The sequence below is a fragment of the Amycolatopsis sp. NPDC102389 genome (assembly GCF_044765885.1).
Taxonomy (GTDB): Bacteria; Actinomycetota; Actinomycetes; order Mycobacteriales; family Pseudonocardiaceae; genus Amycolatopsis.
Genome location: NZ_JBIWKX010000049.1, coordinates 1 through 21,101, shown reverse-complemented (window position 1 = coordinate 21,101; position 21,101 = coordinate 1). Strand labels below are relative to the sequence as shown.

The following is a 21,101-nucleotide window of genomic DNA, read 5'->3' as shown; positions in this document are numbered from 1 at the left end:
CTGTGAACGGAGCTTCGATGTCTGTGGATGTGAAGACGGCCCCCGATGGAGCGCTGGAGACCGGCGCACCGATCGTCATCGACGGCAACACGCTGACCCTCGAAGACCTGCACGCGGTCGCGGTGGAAGGCAGCGGTGCCGCGCTGCGGGACGAGTCCCTGCCGCTGATGGCCGGGTCCCGTGAGCTGAAGGTCGATCTCGTCGCCGACGGCCACGCGATCTACGGCGTGACCACCGGCTTCGGGGACAGCGTGATCCGGCAGATCGCGCCGGTGAAGTCGGCCGAACTGCAGCACAACCTGATCCGCTACCACATGAACGGAACGGGACCGTCGACACCGCCCGACGTAGTGCGCGCGACGCTGTTGATCCGGGCGAACTGTCTGGCCAAAGGCAACTCCGGAGTCCGGCCGGAGGTGGTCGCCCGGCTGGTGGACCAGCTCAACCTGGGGATCCTGCCCCGGCTGCCCCAGCGCGGCTCGCTCGGGGCCAGCGGTGATCTGGTGCCGTTGTGCCACCTCGCCGCGAGCCTCCTGGCCGAAGGCGACGTCACCTATGACGGGCGGCTGCGCCCGGCCGGGGAGGTACTCGCGGAGGTCGGTCTCGCGCCGTTGACACTGGAGGCCAAGGAGGGCCTGGCGCTGATCAACGGCACGTCCTTCTCGTCGGCGTTCGCCGCACTGGCTTGTCTGGGGGCGACCCGGCTGGTCCGGATCGCCGAGCTGAGCACGGCGATGGCCTCCGAGGCGCTGCTGGGCAACCGCGGGCACTTCGCGGAGTTCATCCACCAGGCCAAACCGCATCCCGGACAGGTCGCCTCCGCGCGAGAGATCGCCCGTTTGCTGACCGATTCGAAGCTGGCACTGGATCACAGCCAGGTCATCGAACTGACCGGAGGTCTGGGCGGTGAGGAATACGCGGAGCTGAAGCGGTCCATTCAGGACCGGTATTCGGTGCGGTGCGCTCCGCATGTGGTCGGCGTCCTGCGGGACACGCTCGACTGGGCCCGCCGCTGGGTGGAGATCGAAATCAACTCCTCCAACGACAACCCGTTGTTCGACGTGGCCGCACGCGAGGTGCACAGCGGCGGCAACTTCTACGGCGGACACGTCGCGCAGGCGATGGACTCGCTCAAGGTGGCCGTGGCGAACATCGCGGACCTGCTCGACCGCCAGCTCGAACTCGTCGTGGACGAGAAGTTCAACAACGGGCTGACGCCGAACCTGATCCCCCGCCATGCCCCGACGGACTGGCGCGCCGGCCTGCACCACGGGTTCAAGGGGATGCAGATCGCGTGCTCCTCGATCACCGCAGAGGCGTTGAAGACCAGCACACCCGCGAGCGTGTTCTCCCGGTCCAGCGAGGCGCACAACCAGGACAAGGTCAGCATGTCCGCGATCGCCGCGCGGGACGCCTTCCAGGTCGTCTCGATGGCCGAAGAGGTGGCCGCGATCCACCTGCTGGCACTGTGCCAGGCCCTGGACCTGCGCGGGACGGCGCAGGCGTCCAGCCGGACCAGAGCGGCACACGCCCTGATCCGCGAGCGGGTGCCCTTCGTCGAAGACGACCGGGCGATGGAGAGCGACATCCACGCGGTCGTCGAGCTGATCAGATCCGGTGCGCTGATCAGCGTCACGTCACCGGCCGCACCCGCGGCCAACGGACACCACGGACACGGAGACGCGCGATGACCGGAACCGACGCGACACAGAAGCCGGCGGCACAAGCGGAGTTCCCGCTCGTCGGGGAGATCTGGCAGGCCGACTATGGCGATCTGGTGATCGAGCACGACTACCGGGAGCCGGGCAAGATCAGTTTCGTGTCGAAGCACGGCACGAGACTCACGGTGGAGCTCACGGTCACGCGGATCAGGGACGACGTGTTCGTGCTCGCCTTCCAGGACGCGGACGCCTCGGTGGTCGCGGTCGAGGATCTGGCCACGCACCGGGTCACTTCGACGATGATCCTGCGCGACCACACGTTGCTGCACATGACCGGCGTATTGAGCCGGGTGGAACCATGACCGGCCCCACCCCTCCCGCGGTCGTTCCCGGTGACCCCCGCTACGAAGACCTGATCCGACGGGGTCACAACCCACGGTTCGCGAACCGGCCCGACGAGATCCACCCGGTGCGGTCCACCGAGGAGGTGGTCCGGGTGGTCGCCGACGCGGTACGGACCGGCCGGAGGATCGCCGTGCGCAGCGGAGGCCACTGTGGAGAGGACTTCGTCGACAACCCGGCCGTCCGCGTGCTCATCGACATGTCGCGGATGTCGCTTGTGGACTTCGACCACCGGCGCAACGCCTTCGTCGTGGAGGCGGGCGCGACGATGGAGCAGGTCTACCGAACGCTGTACTTCGGTTGGGGGGTAACGGTTCCCGGTGGTGTCTGCCTTTCGGTGGGCGCCGGTGGACACTTCGCGGGCGGGGGCTTCGGCGCACTGTCCCGCAGCCTGGGCACGCTGGCCGAATACATCGAGGCGGTGGAAGTCGTCGTGGCCGGAGCGGACGGCAAGGTTCGCGCCGTGGTCGCCACCCGTGATCCTCGGGACCCCCAGCACGATCTGTGGTGGGCGCACACCGGGGCCGGGAGCGGCAGCTTCGGTGTGGTGACCCGATATTGGCTGCGCTCGGCGGCCGCGACCGGGGACGACCCGGCGCGGTCGCTGCCCGCCCCGCCCCCGGCGATCCAATGCGACCTGGTGATGTGGGATTGGCCGGACCTCGCTTCCCAGGACACGTTCGTACGCTTCATGGCGAACCACGGAACCTGGTCGGAACGCAACAGCGACCCCGGTTCCTCCGCCACCGCGCTGCACAGTGTCCTGATGATCCCGCACCGGTCCGCGGGCAAGATCGTGCTCGACGTGCAGACCGGCACCAACGAGCCGGGAGCGGAAAAACTGGCGGACGACTTCGTCGCCGCACTCGCGGAGGGAGTGGCCGAACCCAGCCTGCGGCTGCGGTCCGTCCGGTCGTGGTGGCAGGCCATGCTCGCCACCACCGTCTCGAAGAATCCGATCCCGCAGGACGCCCAGAGCCGGGCCAAGGTGAAGTCCGGCTACCTGCGCAAGCGTTTCACCGACGAACAACTCGCCACCGCCCACGCTCATCTCACCACAGCGGACTACGCCCATCCGGAGGCTTACCTCTGCCTGGTGTCCTACGGCGGAACGGCGAACGCGGTGGCCCCGGCGGCCACCTCCCTCGCCCAGCGCGACTCCGTGCTCAAGGTCCTTTTCGGAGTCAACTGGACCCAGCCCGATGAAGACGCCACGCACCTGAGCTGGGTCCGGGAGTTCTACCGGGATGTCTACCGCGAGACGGGCGGGGTGCCGGTACCGGGCGACGTGAGCGACGGGGCCTACATCAACTACGCCGACGCCGATCTGGCCGACCCGGCGTGGAACACCTCGGGCGTGCGCTGGCACGAGCTCTACCACAAGGAGAACTACGCACGGTTGCAACAGGTCAAGGCCCGCTGGGACCCCGGTGACGTGTTCCGGCACGAGTTGTCCGTCACCTGCCCCACCACCACAGGGGAGTCACGATGATCGTGCCTTGGCGCCGCCGCGGTCGGCGCGCAACGTCGACCAGACGGCACTCGGGCGCGATCGAAGCGTGGGTGTGGACCCTTCCCGTCGGTTCGTTCGCGCTGTTGTGGAAACGAGATTCCCCGCAGGGTGAAACCTGCGGTCCTGAACATCGACCACCTTTAGGGAGAAAATCATGAACGACTTCCCGCTGACCGGACAGATCTGGCGTATCGACTACGGCGAGATCGCGTTCGAGCACGACTACCGGGTTCCGGGCAAGCTCAGTTTCGTGCTGCCGACCGACGGTTCGACCATGACGGTCGACCTTGCCGTCACCAAGCTGCGCGACAACCTCTATCTGCTCCGGTTCGAAGACGGCGGATACGCGTCCATGGTCGCCATCGAGGATCTCGCGGCGAACACCGTCAACACGACCATGTTCGTACACCACGACAGCTCGATGATGAACTTCACCGGGAAGATCAGCAGGATCGACGCCTGATGCCCGCGGTCGATCGGATCGAACTTCCCGACGGGAGAAGCGTCTGGATGGTCACCAAGTACGCACTCGCGAAAAAAGTGCTGAGCGACACCACGTTGTCCAACGACACCTCGCGGATGGGCGGGAAGGCGCCACTCGCCGCCCTTCCCGCCTCGGTGCGGGAGGTGATGGCGCAGGACATGCTCAACACCGACCCGCCGAAGCACACCCGGTTGCGGCGCCTGGTCGCCCAGAACTTCACCATTCGAAGCGTGCAGGAGATGCGACCGCTCGCGGACGGGATCGCCGACAGCTTGCTGTCCAAAGTGGACCTTTCGGCAGAGGTGGATCTCGTCCCGGAGTACGCGCAACCGTTGCCGACCCTGGTACTGGGCGCGCTGATCGGGATCCCGGAGGAGGACTGTCCGGACGTCCAGTACTGGTCGGACACCTTCGTCTCCGAACTGCTGCTGATCAGCGACAAGTTGCAGGCTTCGGCGGAGTGGTTGAGTCAGTACGCGGCGGAATTGGTGCGGCGCAAGCGACTCGAGCCCGGTGACGACCTCCTGTCGCGGTTGATCGCCGCCGATCTGGAGGACGACGAGCTGAGTTCGATGGTATTCGTCCTGTTGATCGCGGGACAGACCGCGGCGAGCCAGTTGATCGCCAAAGCGGTACACCTGCTGCTGACGCACCCAGACCAGCTCGCCACGTTACGGGCGGACGATTCGCTGTTGCCCGGCATGGTCGACGAGGCACTGCGGTTCGAATCGCCGCTGGACGTCACCGCGTTCCGCATGACCACCGAACCGTTCGAAATCGACGGCGTCACGATCCCCACCGGCGAGATCGTCATCTGCTCGATGCCCGCCATCAACCGGGATCCGGACCGATTCCCCGATCCGGACACCTTCGACATCCGGCGCGTGGACAACGCGCACCTGTCGTTCGGTTTCGGCGTCCACCGTTGCCTGGGTGCCAACCTGGCACGAGTCGAAGCGGAAGCCGCCGTCGCCGCGCTCCTTCGTCTTCGCTCTGATTCACCTATCACGGTGCGAGAGGAAGGGGTGCGATGGCAGCCGGGTGGCATCATGCATCTGCTCACCTCGTTGCCGGTACGGTTCACCTCTCCGGTCTGACGAGACCGCGTTCCGCCCGCCGCCGGGCGGAACGCAGTCTTGTCGCGACGAGCGCGCCCGCCAGCAGCACTCCGGCCGGCAGCCACAAGCTCTCCCGCACGGCCTCCGCCAGCCCGGTGGCGCCGGAGTTCTCCCCCGCCACCGCGATCCTGGCTTGCAGCACCATCCCGACGGTGGCGCTGCCGAGCACGCCACCGAGCTGGAAGGCCGTGTTGAACGTGCCGGACGCGGGTCCGAGAAGCTCGGGCCGCACCGAACCCATCGTCAAGGTGCTCATCGGCGAAAACACCAGTCCCATGCCGGTTCCGCACAGCAGGAGCCCCGGCAGAAGCGACCACGGGTTCGCGCCCGCCTCCGCCATCGTCGCAATGACCGTCAGCCCACCGGCGACCAGCACGAGACCGAACACCAGCATGATCTTCGCGTCGAACCGGCCTGCCAGCCAACCACCGAACGGCGCGACCGCACCGGACAACAAGGACATGGGTGCCGTCAGCATCCCCGCAGCCGATGGCGAGAGGCCGAGCACGGTCTGAAAATAGATCATCAACGGAAAGAACATGCCGGTCACGGCGAAACTGAAGAACACCAGGGTCACCACACCGGCGGCGAAGTCCCGATTCGCGAACATCCTCAGTGGCACCAGCGGACTCCCGGTGATCCGCTGCCACCACACGAACGCCACCAGCAGTATCAGCCCGCCCACGATGACCTGTGGCACGGTGACGCCGGCCCGGATCTCGCCCCAGCCGAACAGCTGCCCGTTGTGCACGCCGAACACGAACAGCAGGAGCCCCGCGGCCGAAAGCACGATGCCCGGTGTGTCGAAGCGGCCGGTGTCGCCTGGCCGCCAGTCCGGTATCAACACCACCGCGAGGACCAGCGCGAGACCACCGACCGGCACGTTGAGGTAGAAGATCCACGACCAACCGAACGCGTCCACCACCACGCCGCCCAGCAGGGGGCCCATGACCGTGGCTAGGCCCGACACGGCTCCCCAGACACCCATCGCCACACCACGGCTCGACGGTGGGAAAAGGTGGGTGAGCAGCGTCAGTGTCTGCGGTGTCATCAGCGCCGCGCCGAGGCCCTGCACGCCTCGGGCCGCGATGAGGGTGCCGACATCGGTGGCGGCACCGCAGGCGACCGAGGCCGCGGTGAACAACGCGAGGCCGGTGACGAACACTCGCTTGGGCCCGTAGCGCATGCCGAGCTTGCTGGTGAACAACATCGGCACCGCGGAAGCGAGCAGGTACACGCTGGTCACCCACACCACGGAGTTCAGGCTCGTCGACAACTCGTGGACTATGACAGGCACCGTGACCGGCACGATCGCCGTGTCGAGCATGAAAAGGAACACTCCCGAACACAGCGCGGCCAACGCTCCCCACGGCTTGCCCTCTGATCCGGTCACGTCGCCTCCCAAGCGCAGGCCGATCGACTTCGAACCATAGCCGTGGGAGGCACGGGAGACGGGCGTCGTATCACCGGCTGAAACGGTTTCTCCGACTGAAGCCTCAGTCGTGACGGACGCCGCGTACAGGACAACTCAGCCGTGGAGGACCATCAGGACCAAGAGATCTCGCCGGTCCGGTCGACGAAACGCCCGGACCGGGCACCGGGCTTCTCAGTGGCGAGACGCACGATCGCGTCCGTACCCTCCGTGACGGTCTGGGGACCGCTGTGTCCATTGAGGTCGGTCGCCGTGTAACCCGGGTCGGCGGCGTTGACGCGCATACTCGGCAGTGCTTTTGCGTATTGGGTCGTCAGCATGGTCAGCGCCGCCTTCGACGCGGTGTAAAGCGGTGCGATGACCTTGGACTCGGGGCGTGCCGGGTTATGGGTGTGGGCGAGTGAACCCATGCCACTGCTGACGTTGATGATGACGGGGTCCGTTGATCGGCGCAGCAGCGGCAGGAACGCGGTGGTCGTGCGGACCACACCCGCGACGTTGACGTCGAAGACCCTGAGGGAATCGATCCCCGTCAGGATGCTGGGATCACCGCTGGGCCCGTGGATACCGGCGTTGTTGATCAGGACGTCGATCACGCCCTCGTGCTCGGCGACGTCCGCAGCCGCGGCGGTGACCGCCGCGTCTTCAGTAACGTCGATGCGGACGAACCGCGCACCGAGCGCGGTGGCGGCCGCCGCGCCCTGTTCGGGATCGCGTGCGCCGACAATAACCGTGTGACCGAGCTCGACGAGGCGTCGGGCGGTCTCGCGGCCAAGCCCCTTGTTCGCTCCTGTGATGAATGTGATCGTCATGCGATCAGCATCCGTCTTTCGCCGGAGCCTTTGCCAGGGCCGCCTCGACGGTAGGAATGGCAATACCACCCTCGAGGGCCGGAAACGTGGGAGGATGAGGTCGTGACCACGAAGTCTGGTGCCGGACTGGGTGCGATGATCCGCACGTGGCGGGACCGGTTGCCGCCCTCGGCCGCGGCGCTGCCGGTGGGTCCTGCTCGCCGCGCGGCCGGGCTGCGTCGCGAGGAACTCGCCGAACTCGCCGGGATATCGGTCGACTACCTCGTACGACTGGAGCAGGGACGGGCCACCACACCCTCGGCGCCGGTGGTGGCCTCCCTGGCACGCGCCCTTCAGCTGACCTCTGCCGAGCGGGATCACCTGTACCAGCTGGCCACCCTCATCTCGCCCGCGGAGGGCACGGTCCCCGACCAGATCCCGCCCGGCGTGCACCGGGTACTCACCCGGCTCGGTGACGTCGCGGTCGCGGTGTTCGCCGCGGATTGGCGGCTGATCTGGTGGAACCGCAGCTGGGCGGCACTGCTGGGCGATCCTTCGACCGCTCCCCCGGAGCTGCGCAACTTCGCTCGCGACAGGTTCCCCGTGAGTGTGGGTCCCGCTCGGCTCGCGCTGTGGCCCGTGGCCGAACAGGACAGCGACGCCACCGACGCCGCCGTCGTATCCGACTTGCGACGCGCCACCGGCCGCTTCCACGCCGACACACGCCTGGCGGGCCTGATCCGTGAACTGAGCGCGGGGAACCAACGGTTCGCCGAACTGTGGGCGACCGGTACGGTGGCGACTCACCGCGAGGACCACAAAACGATCGAGCATCCGTCGGTCGGACCGGTCACGGTGGACTGTGACGTGCTGACTGACGGCGACTCCGAACTCAAGATCGTGATCATGACCGCCGTGCCCGGCAGTGAGGACGAGACCAAGCTGCGGCTCACCGGGGTCGTCGGCCACCCGAACCCCACGAACTCACCTACGCAGGTGGGCGATTAGGCTTCAGGAATGGTGCGCGGCCATGGGATTCCGCGACGTCAGCCACCGCCGCCGAGTGAGTTGGCCGAACCGACCGCCGCGATGAACTCGGCGCGGACCGCCGGCTCGTCCCGGAACCGGCCGAGCAGGTGCGAACTGACCATACTGGCGTCTTCGGCCTCGACCCCCCGCAGGTTCATGCAGGAATGGGCGCCGCGGATCAAGCACGCCACCCCTGTCGTGTCAAGCATGCGTTCGATCGTGGTGACGACCTGCTCGCCAAGCCTTTCCTGGACCTGCGGCCGCGCCGCGAACTCCTTGACCAGGCGGGCCAGTTTGGAAAGCCCGACGATCCTGGCCCCCGTAGCGGGCAGGTACGCGACGGACGCGCGACCGACCCAGGGAAGCAAATGGTGCTCGCACAGTGAAACGAAGCGGACGTTGACCACCAGGATCATGGTGGGATTGTCCGAGACGGAGGGAAACGTGACTTCCAAGTGCCGGCCCGGGTCAACGAGCCTGCCCTCGGTCATCTCCGCCAGCGCGCGGACGAAGCGCCGCGGAGTGCGGTCATTGTGCTCGCTGTCATAGGGAAGACCCAACGCGGTGAGCATTGCCTCCGCATGTTTGGCGGCGAGGTCGATGTCCACTTCAGGGCTGTCCGGCACCACACCGTCGAGGGGCGGCAACGGAATCCCGGCAAGCCTCGAGGGCGAAGAATCAGTGGTCATGATCGTCAACGCTTTCGTTCGTCGGCCCACAGGAGAACATGCAGGCGGCTGGAGAAGTTGTATCCACGCTGGAGTATCGAGTCGGCGAGTTCCTGCGATCGTGCGAGAATCACGTCGGATCCAGTACCCTCAGGCATGATCCACACGCGCTCCGGCGGAATGCCCACCGTCGTGACGAGCAGGTCGACCTCCGGAAGGTCGTGCACGCTCGCCACCACGAACTTGAACGAAGCCTTGCCGCTGTCAACGAACGCTTTGAGCGCGTTCGGCCGTATGCGCATTCCCTGCGGGTCGCCCGAATGCGCCAGTTTCGGCGAAACCGTGAACCGGTGAGCGTTTTCCACGGTTTCCGCATCCGGCGCCTTGGTACCGTTCGTTTCGATCTCCAATTCACGGCCACGTGTGGTGAGCCCGCGCAAGAGCGTGCCCCAGCCACGTTGCCGCTGATGCAACAGCGGTTCTCCCCCGGTCAATACCGTCAGGGCCGCTCCACGTTCGTCGACGTCCTGAAGAATGTCGGCGACAGGCCGTCGCGCCAGTTCGGCACGAAGATCGAAACGCGACGAGTCCCACGTGTAGGGACTGTCGCACCATGAACAGTGCAAGTCGCATCCGCCCAGCCGCACGAAGGACGCGTGTCTCCCGGTGGACACTCCTTCCCCTTGGAACGTCGGACCGAAGATTTCGGAGACGACCAGCGACTCCACTCCAGTTGCCTGTTTCGGGATCATGGGCACCACTCCGCTGCGTTCACGTGCGTTTCCTTCACCACGACCCGAGTGATCCTGGCCCCTTGCGCGCTTTCAGTGCCTTCGATGACTTTCCCGGCGATCCTGCCGAGCAGGACGGCGACATTCTCGACGGTCGGCCATTCCAGGTCCGCGACAGCCGGTCCTGCCTCCGCTTCCCCGAATATGAACAGCTTCGAGCCATCCGCGGTAAGCGCGTCGCGGAGTGGATCCTGATATCCCAGCATCGTTCCGTGGTCGAGACGTAGATCGATCCACTCACGGAGTTGTTTCTTGAACTCCCCGAACTCCACGACCGTGCCGGTACTTGCCAGTTCCTGGCAGGCCGCGGTGACTTCCACCCACCAGGAGTGGCCGTGCAGGCTCGCACATTTTCCCCCTAGATGGGGCAGCCTGTGCGCGGTCTCGAAATTGTGCCGCACCGTCACGGCATGAGTACTCACAGCGCCGCCGGCGCGGGGAACTCCGTCGTGTTATCGAGGTAAGCGGTGGGATCGGGAACATCCGCGTCGCGGAACGCCTCACGGCGTTCATAGCAGGTACCGCAGACGCCACAGTGCCGGTCTCCGCCCTTGTAGCAGGACCACGTGAGCTCCATCGGAGCGCCGAGCATCGTGCCATGACGCGCGATATCACTCTTGCTCCAGTGCAGGAAGGGTGCTTCCACTCGCGGCGGGTTCATCCCTTCGTTCGCGACTTCGACCAGGGTGGACAGTGCGTTGATGAAGGCCGGGCGGCAGTCCGGGTAGATGAAGTGATCGCCGGCGTGGGTGCCGAGCGCGAGCACGGCGGCCCGGTGCGAGAGCGCGATACCGACCGCCACATTGGCCAGAATGGCGTTACGGTTGGGGACGATCGTCGCCTTCATCGTCGCCTCCGCGTAGTGACCGTCGGGCACCGCCACGGTATCGTCGGTCAACGCCGAACCGGTGAGCGCGGACCCCACGGAACGCAGATCGACCACGACGTGCTCGGCGGAGTAGTGACGTGCGACAGCGGCTGCCGAGTCGATCTCCTTACGGTGCCGCTGACCGTAGTCCACGGTGATCATCAGCAGAGGATGACCGTCGTGGTGATAGTGCGCCGCGACAGTGGTGGAGTCCATCCCTCCGGACAGGACCACCGCGACCAGTTCTCGGGCGCTCATCGCACTCCTCCTTCGTGATCCGCCTGCGCGTGCAGCACCAAGCCGCCACGCACTTGCTGTTCGAGCCGGACGGTGGCCGCCCGTGGCCGCAGGACGGCGACCAGGTCCTGCAACAAGGTGACCGCCAGGGTCTCGCAGAAGATTCCCCGGTCGCGGAAACTGTGCAGATAAAGTTTGAACGACTTGGATTCCAGGCATCGGTCATCCGGCAGATACCCGAAGTCCATCGCGTAAAGGTCCGGCTGCGCGGTCACCGGGCAGAACGCGGTCAGCTCCGCCGTACGGAACCGGACGACACCGATCCCGGCAGGAGCGGGGAAGGTCTCCAACCCGCCGGCGTCCACGGCACCTCGGACCGTATTTCCCAGCAACGTCAGCGAATCTGTGGGATCGGCACTCATGGAAACCCCTGTCCGCCCTGCCCGGGCCTCATACGCAGTCAACTGCGGGCTGATGCGTGCTCCACATCACTCGGCCGCATGCTCAGTTAAGCCAGGAGTGTCCACTTCGGTCAACGAGAACAGCACTAACCTCCAGTTCGGTTACACCGATCCACCCGACTACCCGGCCGTGCGCATCTTGTTGTTCCATGGGATGAAAATCCCCTGTCCGCTACGCGGGAGTGGCGTACCCTGCGGTCCGCGCCGACGAGTGGCTGGACGCAGAATCGGCGGGCTGGCACCTCTCGTTGGCCCCGGTAGCGAAACAGCTGTCTGATTCCGTGGGCGCGAGGCGATCTTGGGAGTCACCTCCCGTCGTGGCTCATGTGACGCGACCGGACCACCAGGTCTTTCTCGGATGGGCTGACGTCGCTCCGCGAGCTTGCTGCCGCGGCTTCGCTCGGCCCCTCGAGACCAACAGCAGACGCCCCGCATGCCGGTTCACTCCGCAGAGGCGACACGCAGTGACAACTGCCGGATCGCGATCAGCAGCCCCAGGACCGACATGAGGGACAGGTGCCGCCCTCCGCGCTGACGCGCGCCCACATCCGCACGCCAGTCCCGGCCTGCTCGATCTTCTCGATCAGCACGCCCGCCAAGTACGGCAGCAGCACCCTCGCCTGGTCATCGAACGGGTCACCGGGGAACCGCTGCGAACACGACCATCCCGGCTCGCTGATCCAACATCCCCGACGGCGGGAGCCACCGGTTCGTCGGCCGGAGCCAAGGCCGGCGTAACCACCGCCACGAACCCTGTCCCGGAATCAGCTACCTGCACACCGTCATCGACGACCACTCCCGAGTCGCCTACATCGAGATCCACACCGACGAGAAAGCCGCCACCGCGATCGGAGTGCTACGCCGTGCAGTGACTCGGTTCACCGACCAGAACGTCACCGTCGAACGCGTCCTGTGCGACAACGGCGCCGCCTGCAAATCCCACGCCTGGCGCGAAGCCTGCACCCAGCTCGGCGTCACACCAAATGAGGTTCCCCCCGTTCGCCGGACACGGCGTGTGGAGGGCCTCAAACGTGACCGGGGCGTGCATCCCGATGCTGGAATGGCGCCGTTTGGGGTTGTACCAGCACTCTATCCATTCGAATATCGCGTTGGCAAGCTGGTCGCGAGTTTTCCATTGTTTGGTGTCGAGTATTTCGAGTTGGAGGGTGCCCCAGAAGGATTCCATCATGGCGTTGTCGTAACAATCTCCGACCGTTCCCATCGAAGTGAGCAGCCCGGCGGCGCGGAGTCGTTGCCCGAACGCCCATGAGGTGTATTGGGAGCCGTGATCGGAATGCAGGATCGTGGTTTCACTCTTGGGCTGTCGGCGCAGGATGGCCATGCCGAGGGCGTCGGTGACTAGTTCTGTTCGCATGTGATCAGCGATGGACCAGCCGATGATGAGCCGGGAATAGGCGTCCATGACCGCCGCGCAGTAGAGTTTTCCTTCGTCGGCGGGGTGCTCGGTGATGTCGGTGATCCACAACCGGTTCGGCGCGTCGACGGTGAACTGGCGGTTGACCAGGTCCGGGCTGGAATCCGCGTGCGGGTCACGGATCGTGGTCCAGGTGCGCCGGCGCCGGTAGAGGCCCTGGATCCCGGCCTCGCGCATGAGCCGCTCAACCCGTTTCCGGTTCACCGGCAGACCCAGCCCGAGCGTCAATTCCGCGTGCACCCGCGGCGAGCCATAGGTGCCCCGGGAATCAGCATGAATCTGTTCGATGTATTTCAGCAGCAACGCATTGCTCTCCTCTCGGGGTGAGACAGGCCGATCGCGCCATTCGTAATAGCCGGAGCGGGACACGTTCAAGACCCGGCAGGCCACCGCGACATCGATACCGTCCGCGGCGAGTTCGTGGACCAGCGGGAACGTTACTTTGGGAGGATGTTCTCCCGCGCGAAGTAGGCCGCCGCGCGTTTCAGGATCTCATTCTCCAGCTCCAGCTGCCGGTTCTTCCGCCGCAGCTCGGCAAGTTCCCTTTTCTCCGTGCTCGTCAGCTTCGTTGTCGAGCCGGTCTCGTCGGCATCGGCCTGGGCCATCCAGTTCCGCAGGCAGGACTCGCTGATCCCGACCAGCTCGACGGCACGCTGACGAAACTCAGGCGGGTGAGGTGCAGGCACCAGAACATCCTCCCTGGTGACCAGTGGTCACCTCAGGTGAGGTGTCCGGACAACCGGGGGAAGCTCAGCGTCACACCAAACGGACCAGGCCCTGCCGGCCACAAAGCAACGGTGAAATCGAACGATTCCACCGCACCCTCGCCGACGGCTGAGCCTACGCCCCCATCTACCAGTCAAACGACCAACGCCATGCCACCCTGCCCCGCCGGCTGCTCTTCTACAATCACCGCCGAGCCCAGTCCGCGCTCGGCGGCAAACGCCCCCATCTCCCACCTGACAACCGACCATGATCAGCTGGAGTACCAGGGGTCGAGTATCGAGCACGTCCCTTGCAGGACGACCGGCACGGGTGAGGTGTCCACCTCGCGGTTTGTCGCGCTCGTGCGAACACCAGCTCATCGCAGGCTGCTCCAATACCAGCAACAAGAACCCGGTCACGATTCCAAACGACGAGCGCATATTCCGAGGCAAGACGCTCCCGCCCGGTAACTGTATAGTGGAGCGAGCGCGAGCGATTTGAAGTTCACCCGGCAGGCTACGGGTAGACGATGATTTCCGGCAGTCGAGCCCCAGGGAAGGTTTCGGCCAAGTAGCCGCGGAGCAGTTCTGGGAGCCGGCGAGCAGCGAACCGTTTGAGTGGCTCGTCCTGTGGTGGCATGGCACGAGTGTTTGGAATGTCGCCGCCCGCTGGTCGGACCTCAAGCCGCGTGGGGGTCTCATGTGACATCGCGACTACCAAGCCCGTGCCCTTGAGTACGGCGCTCAATGCGTTGGCCGTGACACTGTCCGGATGTGAGTCCAGTAACGCGTTCGGGATCTCGGTTACCACGACAGGCCCGGCCTTGGCCAAGAGCGACAGCGTCTCGAGTCGATCTCCTGAGAGATCTTCCCATCGCATCTCGCGAGTTGTCAGTTTTTCGGTCTTCGCGTCGACATACAGCACCATATCGTACCGATACCGGGTAATCTCGATATCTCCACTCATGCATTTCGCGCGAACCGAGACCTTGACCTCCCTATCGGCAATTTCGGCGAAATATGAGATCAGCCGAGGATCGACGAATAGTTCTTCCTCATCATGGAAGCGGCCGCTTCCCAACTCCTCGTCTAATGCCAGCCAGTCGAGATACTCATCGCGAAGGCCCAGATGTCGGAGATCACCCAGGATCACCCTGCCGCCATCCTCGACCAGGTCAATCGCGCGAGAGAGTACCGAAGCAAGATACTCGGTACTTGGAAAGCAATGTGCAACACCGTTGATGAGCACGCAGTCCGGCCGCTGTCCAGCGCCCATGACGTCGCTCATGGCCCGCTTGATCTGGCGTGAACCGATATCATGCGCACCCGCAATGACCGCGTGAGCACGAGGCAGACGTGCTGACCGAATTCGATCCACCGCATATCTGGACACATCAGCCCCGACATAACATCCGATACTGTCGTACAGGTGTCGTAGCAAGAGCCCGGTTCCGCATCCGAGTTCCAGTAGTCTACGAGGCCGAGACTCTATGATCAGAGCCACTGTGTCATCGACCCATTCGCGCACGCAACTCTCTGGCAATTTCCGGTTGGTGGATGTCAGTCCGGCGATATCCGCGTCGGCGACTTCATCCAGATCGGCCGCCCTGAAAGCCCAATCGTACAGATTTGTCCAGTTCTCGACATACTCGCCGAGCAGTGCCCAAGGTTGACCATTGAGGAGCATTGTGTCGGGAGAGGGTCGAACGATGAGCGCGCCGGACGGCGCACGACGAACCGAGCCGACCCATGCGTGTCCGGCAACGGCTGACGTGATGGCATCCTCTAACACAAATCTCCTTTACGCGGTATCGAGTCTCAGCGCAGGGCCGCCTGAACAGCCGCCGACTTCGAAGGGGTAAGCGACCGGATTCTCGCCGGAGACTTTGGCCATTATGACCTGCGCCCCTATGAGGTATTCGACTCTCGCGGGAAAGTAGGTCAATCTCTTCGACATATCGACCGTCAAAGCGTGCGGATCACTGAAAGTGCCAGCTCAACTCACCCAGGCTGGTTGCAAGTCAGCTGAAGCTTGCGGACTCAGTGCCCTATCGGCGGCACCACATGACGAGACCGGCAGGTCTGCGACGAACCAAATGGACCACTCGACCCATGCCAAACGATCGAATGACGCGCACAGGCTCATTGAATAGAGCAGCTACTACCATTCTCCAATGGCTGCGCCGATCAACAAGTCATGCACCGCGAGCTACCACAAGAAACATCGGGAGCTCCCTTCAGTTACTTTCCTCTGCTGCCTGTGCGAGCCTCTATTTCTATCGGGCAGAGCGGATCAGTGTCCAACCTGTGCTTCGTCACTGCCCACTACTTCCTTGATTATGCCCGTTCATACCCAACGAGATTGCCCATTCGAGTGTAAGGTGTTGCGCAAGTGGATGCGCTCCCTGCCATGCCGACGATCGCGACCGGCCGATGCCCGACGCGTCGAGGCGGATGCGTCCGGTCCGATCGGCCGGGACAAGCCGGAGCGAGCACCGGCCCATCCCCAGCATGTCCCCATCGCCCCGCACCTGCTCTCCGAGCCGAGCACGGGCGTCTCTGGCCATCTTCAACGCGGAAGCGTTGGCCATGGTCGAGCCCGAAGTGAAGATCACCGCGGGAAGAGCCGAGCCGGCCGCACCTCGGTAGCCGATGAAGTCGGCGCCCAGGCAAGGGTCCGCACTTCCATCGCGGCCGAGGCTGGGCCCATCCGCCACGCCGCCGGACTCTCTGGTTGAACAGGGAGGCGATGCTGTCCCCGAGCACGGCTACGGGCAGCGGACGTGGATGGAAATAGCCGACGTACTGCGGATGCGCGCCGTTTGAGGTAGCCGCGTTCCAGCACGGTTCCGACGATTTCGTCCAGCAGTTCCGGCAACGAGGTGCTCGTATCCGGCGTGGCCCCGGGGGGCCTCGAACTCTCGTAGACGGTCTGGTCATCGGTAAGGATCGGCCGCGTCGACGGTATACGTTGCGTGTCGATCAGTGCTTCGAAGTACGGCCGCACGGCCCGGGTGAGGTCGTCCCAGTCCGTCGGGGAAGCGGCGAGTGCATCCATCGTCATGCCTGCTGGCGCGGGGCGAGGCCTGAATAGGCAAGCGGTCCCTTGCCCGCTTCGTCGATGAGCTGGTAACGGGTCTCCCAGAGTGCCGGGAAGAACTGTCGCTTGGGCAGCTTCGCGATTACGTCGATCGGGGTACCGGCCAACCCTGTCGCCTCGGCGCCGATGGTGCGCTCGATGACCTTGAGATGCCGTGTACGCCACAGCATGTGGTCGGCATCGAGGTTGACGAGTCCTTCGACGTGCAGGTAAAAGTCTTCGAAACGGGCGACATCGCGAGTCGCCGTCCAGCCCGGCGAAGAGAAGCCGGAGCCGTCCTCCAGCTGGATCTTGTTCATGATTGTGTGCAGACGATGAGTAGGTCGTGATGATCTGCCGGAGCGGTATGGGCCCGCGCCACAGCTGCGCACTCGCCTTTCGTGCCGTCAGCACGGCCCCCATCCAATCGACAAGCTCGCGGCGGCTGCTTGGGAACTACGGCCGTCCCGGGTCCGTCTCGGTCAGGACGGTTCCATCTGCGAGTACCGGTCGAGCCAGCCTGTCGCACGATAGTCACCTCGCCAGGCGAAGACGGCCACCTGTGTGTCGTCGTCGAACACCGGAACCGACGCATTTCCTTGCGACAGGGAAACCCGAGAGAATCGCCTGCCCGACCAGGTCACGACGACACTCGCGTCCGGTGCCGAGACCGCGATCAGATCCGCACTTCTCTCAAGAATGACGCCGGTCACCCGTTCCTTCAACAAGGCTCGATAAGCCTCATCATCGAGACGGCATCGACTCGGAACGCCCCTGGCCGACCAGTCCGGGTCCTTGATGCCTCGTGCTCTCGCGGCGTTCCAGAGCGCGGGAACGAGATCTTCAGCGTGCGCGGGAGTGGCCATCTGCTCGCACATCCACAGCAGCCGCCCGGCCCCGCGGGGCGGCTGGCATCGTCGCCATTTCACGCGGCGGCTCAGATCCGCCGCGACGACCGCGCTCCAAGGGTGGACAGTGCCGAGCTGCCCTTGGCAGCCGATCCAATGGAGATATCGAGGAGCATCCTCCAGCACGGGATACAGGGCCAGATAGGGGATCCCGGCGATCGTCCTGGCATCGCGGCGGAACGCTTCCGGGGTACTCGCGACGAGACCGAGTGCGACCCTGGCCAGGTCGCCCCGTTGATAGACGCCAGAGCCATCCGGATGAAGCAATCGGTTGACCACGACCTTCAGCTCTTCGTTGATCGCGCTTTGGGCGAGCTTGGGCACCAGTCCCGCGATCAGGTCGATGACCGTGCGTTCCGCCTCGTCCGGCGAATCCGGCAAGGCGCTCTCTGCGAGAGCCACCCGGATCTCATGTCCCACCGCCGCGGGCACCATGAGCCGTGCCGTGACCTTTCCCAGGTCCGTCGGCGCGAGTACGAACTCGCCGTCGGCCGCCTCGGCTCCGCTGATGAACTGGCCTTCGATGAGGAACCGGATGGCCTCACGCAGCGGTTGCAGGCTACGGCTGCCTTGATGGCACGCCAAGGTGCCTACCCACCAGTCCTCGGCCTCCCGTAATGACCCGACCCGCCGCTGGACCACCTCGGCGAGAACATGATCCGGCAGGCTGGCTTCGATCCGGGAGCGCACGGTGTTCCCGGCGACGAGTTTGGCCTGCCAGCGCTGCCGCTCTTGTTCGGTGACGATCAAGAAAGCCCAGCCGTCGCGTTCTCCGTGCCCCACCCGGCCTGCGCGGCCGAACATCTGCTGGACGGTCGCCACGTCGATCGGATTCATCCCGACCTCGGTGTCCTGCACGATGACCGCCCGAGCCGGAAGGTTCACTCCGGCGGCGACCGTCGACGTCGCGACGAGAACATCGATCTCACGGGCGCGGAACGCCTTCTCCGCCTCCCGTTTGTGATCCCAGCCCTTGTAGTGAAGACCGATCCGGGCCTCGCGACACACTTCGTACAGCCGGTCGAGATCGTCAGGGTGCACGCCGTCGGTACGCACCCCCCGAGAGCCGGCGATCACGAGAGCCGTGCGCCGGACGCCGCGTTTGCTGCCGCAGAACACCAGCGCACTGCCCCCGTCCTGGGTGATCATCCCGGTGAGCGCGTTCGCCATCCGGATCCGTGCGCTCTCGACCAAAGACCAGTCTCGATGAGTGGAGATGACCGGCAGCTGCCAGGTCAACGTACTCGGCCGCCAGGCCACCCGCACAAGCCGCGCTCCCAACCAGGCCGCGATCTCGTCGGCGTTGGCGACCGTAGCGGACAGCCCCACGATGCGCACCTGATCGTTGCCACGCATCCTGGCAAGGAGCGCTTCCAGGATCGGACCGCGTTCGGGGTCGCCCAGCAAATGGATCTCGTCGACGATCAGGCACGCGACTTCGGCGAGAGCCTCGCGCAAGGACGACGCTCGGCACATCGCCTCGAACTTCTCCGTTGTCGCCACCCAGACGTCCGCTTCCCGGACACGTTCGACATCGACGCTGTACTCGCCGGAAAGGCGCTCGACCCGAAGTCCTTCCCTGCGCCAATGGTCGAGTTCGCGATCGAGTTCGTCCGTCAGTGATCGTTGCGGCACCAACCATGCGGCCTTGCGGCCTTCCTCGACCACCGCGCGAAGCGCTGCGACCATTCCGACCGTGGTCTTGCCCGCACCGGTGGGCGCGACCACGACGACGTGCGACGAATCCCCCAAAATCGGCGGAACAGCCTCTGCTTGAGCGGGATTGAAGGAAGGATATGGCAAAAAACGAAGCCAGTCGCGGGCAACAAGATTCTCCGTCGGTACCGAAGACGCGGTCTCGGATGTTCCGGCGTTGCTGTCCCAGAGGACTTTGAAGGCGTCCTGGGCGACAGCTGCTTCCGGGCCCGTGGTGGTGAACGGTTGCCGGCGCGCGGATCGCGCCAGGTAGCACTCTGAAACCTGCGAGCTTCGGTGGGTGATGATCTCGTCGTCCACCAGATAGCGCACCGCACGCCAGTCGACGCCGTTCGCTGTCAGCTTGGCCCTGAGATCATGGAATTCATCGGACGTGGGGAGAAGAACGCGGATATCGGCACCGTCGGGAAAGGTCTGCGGCTCGGCTCGCGGGTCAGCGATCTTGAGCCAGTACCGCTCCGGCGAAGGCGAGGAGTCCATATCACCCGATCCGCTGTTTCCCGGCACACGTGGCACGTTAGCCGATCACCGCCGGCCGTCGATGCCTGGGCACGAGCGATGGCTCGGACACTGCCGATCGAGATCAAACTGTTGGTACGACTGGCTACCGGGCTTCGAACCCATAGCAGAGATCTCACGGGCAGGCCAAGCGTTTTCCGCGAGAATTGTCTGCCCCCATGCACACCGCACGAAGGCCTACGCTTTGAGGTACATGGCTCCCGATCGAATCTCCGAGGCTCGGGGCTCCCCAGTCCACCTTGCTTCCGGAAATTCAGCAAGATCTCGAGGGCCATGGTCGAAAGGAAGGAGCAACGGCCCGCTCCACCGCACCCCAGAAGCCGGAGCGGGCCGTTGCTCGTACAGCCACAGCCCGCAGGCAGCGCGGAGGGACCTTCTACCGTCTCGATACCTACGACGGCCAGGACGGCGTCGAACGAGGCCGTGAACTGGCCAGCCCGGTCCTGGTTGAGAAACCTGAAGTCGGCGCCTCGATCACCGAGATCCATCACGAGGTTGCGGATCTATCACGTAGTCCACCCGCAATCCGGATTCGTTCTCGTGCCCAGATGTGCGCGTAGCGGCTGCCGACCTCCAACCCGAAGAACACGTAGATTCTTCTGAGAGTGAGCGCACCGTCGATAGAGCGGAAGGACGTTGGGTTCGACAAGGAGCCGGGTCAGCCGTACTGGGCGGAGCTCGGGGAACGATGCGGCCGTCGACCGTTGAGCCGAGCTGTTTTACGGGCCTTGCGGTAGAGCTCGTCGATCCGGCGCCCGACCACGTCGGCACGGGCATCGTCGGCTAGCCGCCCCTGGCGCGCCTGAGTGGTGGCGGCAACGATCGCGGTCCACCTCATCGCGACCTGGTCAGCTTCGACCGACAGCGGGCCGAAGATGTCGTACACCGACAGGTCGAAGTCCAGTGCGGACACGGCAAGCAGCCGGTCTTCGGGCCCGACGGCGAACCGCTCGTTGATGTCGGCGACGGTGTTCAGCGCGGCCCGATGGGTGGTCTCCACGCCCTTGGGCTCGCCGGTCGAACCGGACGTGAAGATCACGTACGCCAGTTCGGCGGCGGGACGGCAGGCCGGCAACGGGTCGGCGTGCTGTGCGAGCAGGTCGGCGGTGACGACCAGTTCGGCCTTGGCGAGACCGAGCATCCGCTCACGGCGGGCAGCCGGCTGATCGACCCCGATCGGCACGTAGGTACATCCGGCGGCGAGCACGCCGAGCACCCCGACCAGCTGATCGGGCCCCTTGGGCAGTGAGATGGCGACGGTGTCACCAGGTACCGCGCCCCGCTC

Annotated in this window: 17 protein-coding genes and 3 pseudogenes; 8 read left to right on the top strand and 12 right to left on the bottom strand. The window is 65.1% G+C overall.

Annotated features, from left to right (window positions below):
• Positions 1–17: 17 nt before the first annotated feature.
• From ACIRGA_RS31360 to ACIRGA_RS31340, 5 genes are all read left to right on the top strand, one after another.
• Positions 18–1,691, top strand: a complete 1,674-nt coding sequence (locus ACIRGA_RS31360; protein ID WP_400947770.1) for an aromatic amino acid lyase — start codon at positions 18–20, stop codon at positions 1,689–1,691.
• A complete protein-coding gene (locus ACIRGA_RS31355) occupies positions 1,688–2,023 on the top strand; it encodes a MoaF-related domain-containing protein (RefSeq protein ID WP_400947767.1) in 336 nt (111 codons plus the stop codon). Before ACIRGA_RS31360 ends, ACIRGA_RS31355 begins: the two co-directional genes overlap by 4 nt.
• On the top strand, positions 2,020–3,555 hold the full coding sequence (locus tag ACIRGA_RS31350) for an FAD-binding oxidoreductase (RefSeq protein ID WP_400947765.1): 1,536 nt from the start codon (positions 2,020–2,022) through the stop codon (positions 3,553–3,555). The genes ACIRGA_RS31355 and ACIRGA_RS31350 overlap by 4 nt, the downstream gene beginning before the upstream one ends.
• Before the next feature lie 175 nt (positions 3,556–3,730).
• Entirely contained in the window at positions 3,731–4,039 is a 309-nt protein-coding gene (locus ACIRGA_RS31345; protein WP_400947763.1) for a MoaF-related domain-containing protein, read from the top strand.
• Positions 4,039–5,157: a cytochrome P450 gene (locus ACIRGA_RS31340; RefSeq protein ID WP_400947760.1), complete on the top strand. Its 1,119-nt coding sequence runs from the start codon at positions 4,039–4,041 to the stop codon at positions 5,155–5,157. The genes ACIRGA_RS31345 and ACIRGA_RS31340 overlap by 1 nt, the downstream gene beginning before the upstream one ends.
• On the opposite strand, the gene ACIRGA_RS31335 is transcribed toward ACIRGA_RS31340, so the two are convergent.
• Entirely contained in the window at positions 5,141–6,571 is a 1,431-nt protein-coding gene (locus tag ACIRGA_RS31335; RefSeq protein ID WP_400947757.1) for a DHA2 family efflux MFS transporter permease subunit, read from the bottom strand. The genes ACIRGA_RS31340 and ACIRGA_RS31335 overlap by 17 nt on opposite strands.
• 152 nt (positions 6,572–6,723) lie before the next feature.
• On the bottom strand, positions 6,724–7,422 hold the full coding sequence (locus ACIRGA_RS31330; RefSeq protein ID WP_400947755.1) for an SDR family NAD(P)-dependent oxidoreductase: 699 nt from the start codon (positions 7,420–7,422) through the stop codon (positions 6,724–6,726).
• Between the two features lie 102 nt (positions 7,423–7,524).
• Here ACIRGA_RS31330 and ACIRGA_RS31325 point away from each other — a divergent pair, with 102 nt between their 5' ends.
• A complete protein-coding gene (locus ACIRGA_RS31325) occupies positions 7,525–8,409 on the top strand; it encodes a helix-turn-helix transcriptional regulator (protein WP_400947753.1) in 885 nt (294 codons plus the stop codon).
• 38 nt (positions 8,410–8,447) lie between these two features.
• Here ACIRGA_RS31325 and folE read toward each other — a convergent pair whose 3' ends face one another.
• The 5 genes from folE to queF are packed head-to-tail and all read right to left on the bottom strand — an operon-like array spanning position 8,448 to position 11,416.
• The gene (gene folE, locus ACIRGA_RS31320; protein ID WP_400947751.1) at positions 8,448–9,119 is read right to left on the bottom strand and encodes a GTP cyclohydrolase I; all 672 of its coding nucleotides are present in this window, start codon (positions 9,117–9,119) and stop codon (positions 8,448–8,450) included.
• 5 nt (positions 9,120–9,124) lie between these two features.
• Entirely contained in the window at positions 9,125–9,850 is a 726-nt protein-coding gene (locus ACIRGA_RS31315) for a 7-carboxy-7-deazaguanine synthase QueE (protein WP_400947748.1), read from the bottom strand.
• A complete protein-coding gene (locus ACIRGA_RS31310) occupies positions 9,847–10,290 on the bottom strand; it encodes a 6-pyruvoyl trahydropterin synthase family protein (protein ID WP_400947833.1) in 444 nt (147 codons plus the stop codon). The genes ACIRGA_RS31315 and ACIRGA_RS31310 overlap by 4 nt, the downstream gene beginning before the upstream one ends.
• Before the next feature lie 17 nt (positions 10,291–10,307).
• On the bottom strand, positions 10,308–11,015 hold the full coding sequence (gene queC / locus ACIRGA_RS31305; protein ID WP_400947745.1) for a 7-cyano-7-deazaguanine synthase QueC: 708 nt from the start codon (positions 11,013–11,015) through the stop codon (positions 10,308–10,310).
• Positions 11,012–11,416, bottom strand: a complete 405-nt coding sequence (gene queF / locus ACIRGA_RS31300) for a preQ(1) synthase (protein WP_039923411.1) — start codon at positions 11,414–11,416, stop codon at positions 11,012–11,014. Before queF ends, queC begins: the two co-directional genes overlap by 4 nt.
• A 672-nt stretch (positions 11,417–12,088) precedes the next feature.
• Between queF and ACIRGA_RS31295 the strand changes: the two are divergent.
• A pseudogene (locus ACIRGA_RS31295) lies at positions 12,089–12,458 on the top strand (DDE-type integrase/transposase/recombinase); the annotation flags it as partial.
• A 6-nt stretch (positions 12,459–12,464) separates the two neighbouring features.
• On the opposite strand, the pseudogene ACIRGA_RS31290 reads toward ACIRGA_RS31295, so the two are convergent.
• A pseudogene (locus ACIRGA_RS31290) lies at positions 12,465–13,576 on the bottom strand (IS3 family transposase); the annotation flags it as partial.
• Between the two features lie 68 nt (positions 13,577–13,644).
• Here ACIRGA_RS31290 and ACIRGA_RS31285 point away from each other — a divergent pair.
• Positions 13,645–13,866: pseudogene (locus ACIRGA_RS31285) on the top strand (integrase core domain-containing protein); the annotation flags it as partial.
• Between the two features lie 245 nt (positions 13,867–14,111).
• On the opposite strand, the gene ACIRGA_RS31280 reads toward ACIRGA_RS31285, so the two are convergent.
• The 4 genes from ACIRGA_RS31280 to ACIRGA_RS31265 all read right to left on the bottom strand — a co-directional run.
• Complete coding sequence (locus ACIRGA_RS31280) at positions 14,112–15,386, bottom strand: methyltransferase domain-containing protein (RefSeq protein ID WP_400947743.1); 1,275 nt, start codon at positions 15,384–15,386, stop codon at positions 14,112–14,114.
• A 1,268-nt stretch (positions 15,387–16,654) separates the two neighbouring features.
• Positions 16,655–16,993 carry a hypothetical protein gene (locus tag ACIRGA_RS31275; RefSeq protein ID WP_400947741.1) on the bottom strand — a complete coding sequence of 113 codons (339 nt, stop codon included), beginning with the start codon at positions 16,991–16,993 and terminating at the stop codon, positions 16,655–16,657.
• Positions 16,994–17,155: 162 nt separating this feature from the next.
• Positions 17,156–19,804, bottom strand: coding sequence for a DEAD/DEAH box helicase (locus ACIRGA_RS31270; protein ID WP_400947739.1), 2,649 nt, complete (start codon positions 19,802–19,804; stop codon positions 17,156–17,158).
• Between the two features lie 670 nt (positions 19,805–20,474).
• Positions 20,475–21,101 (bottom strand): AMP-binding protein (locus ACIRGA_RS31265; protein WP_400947737.1); only part of this gene is annotated, 627 nt, incomplete at its 5' end.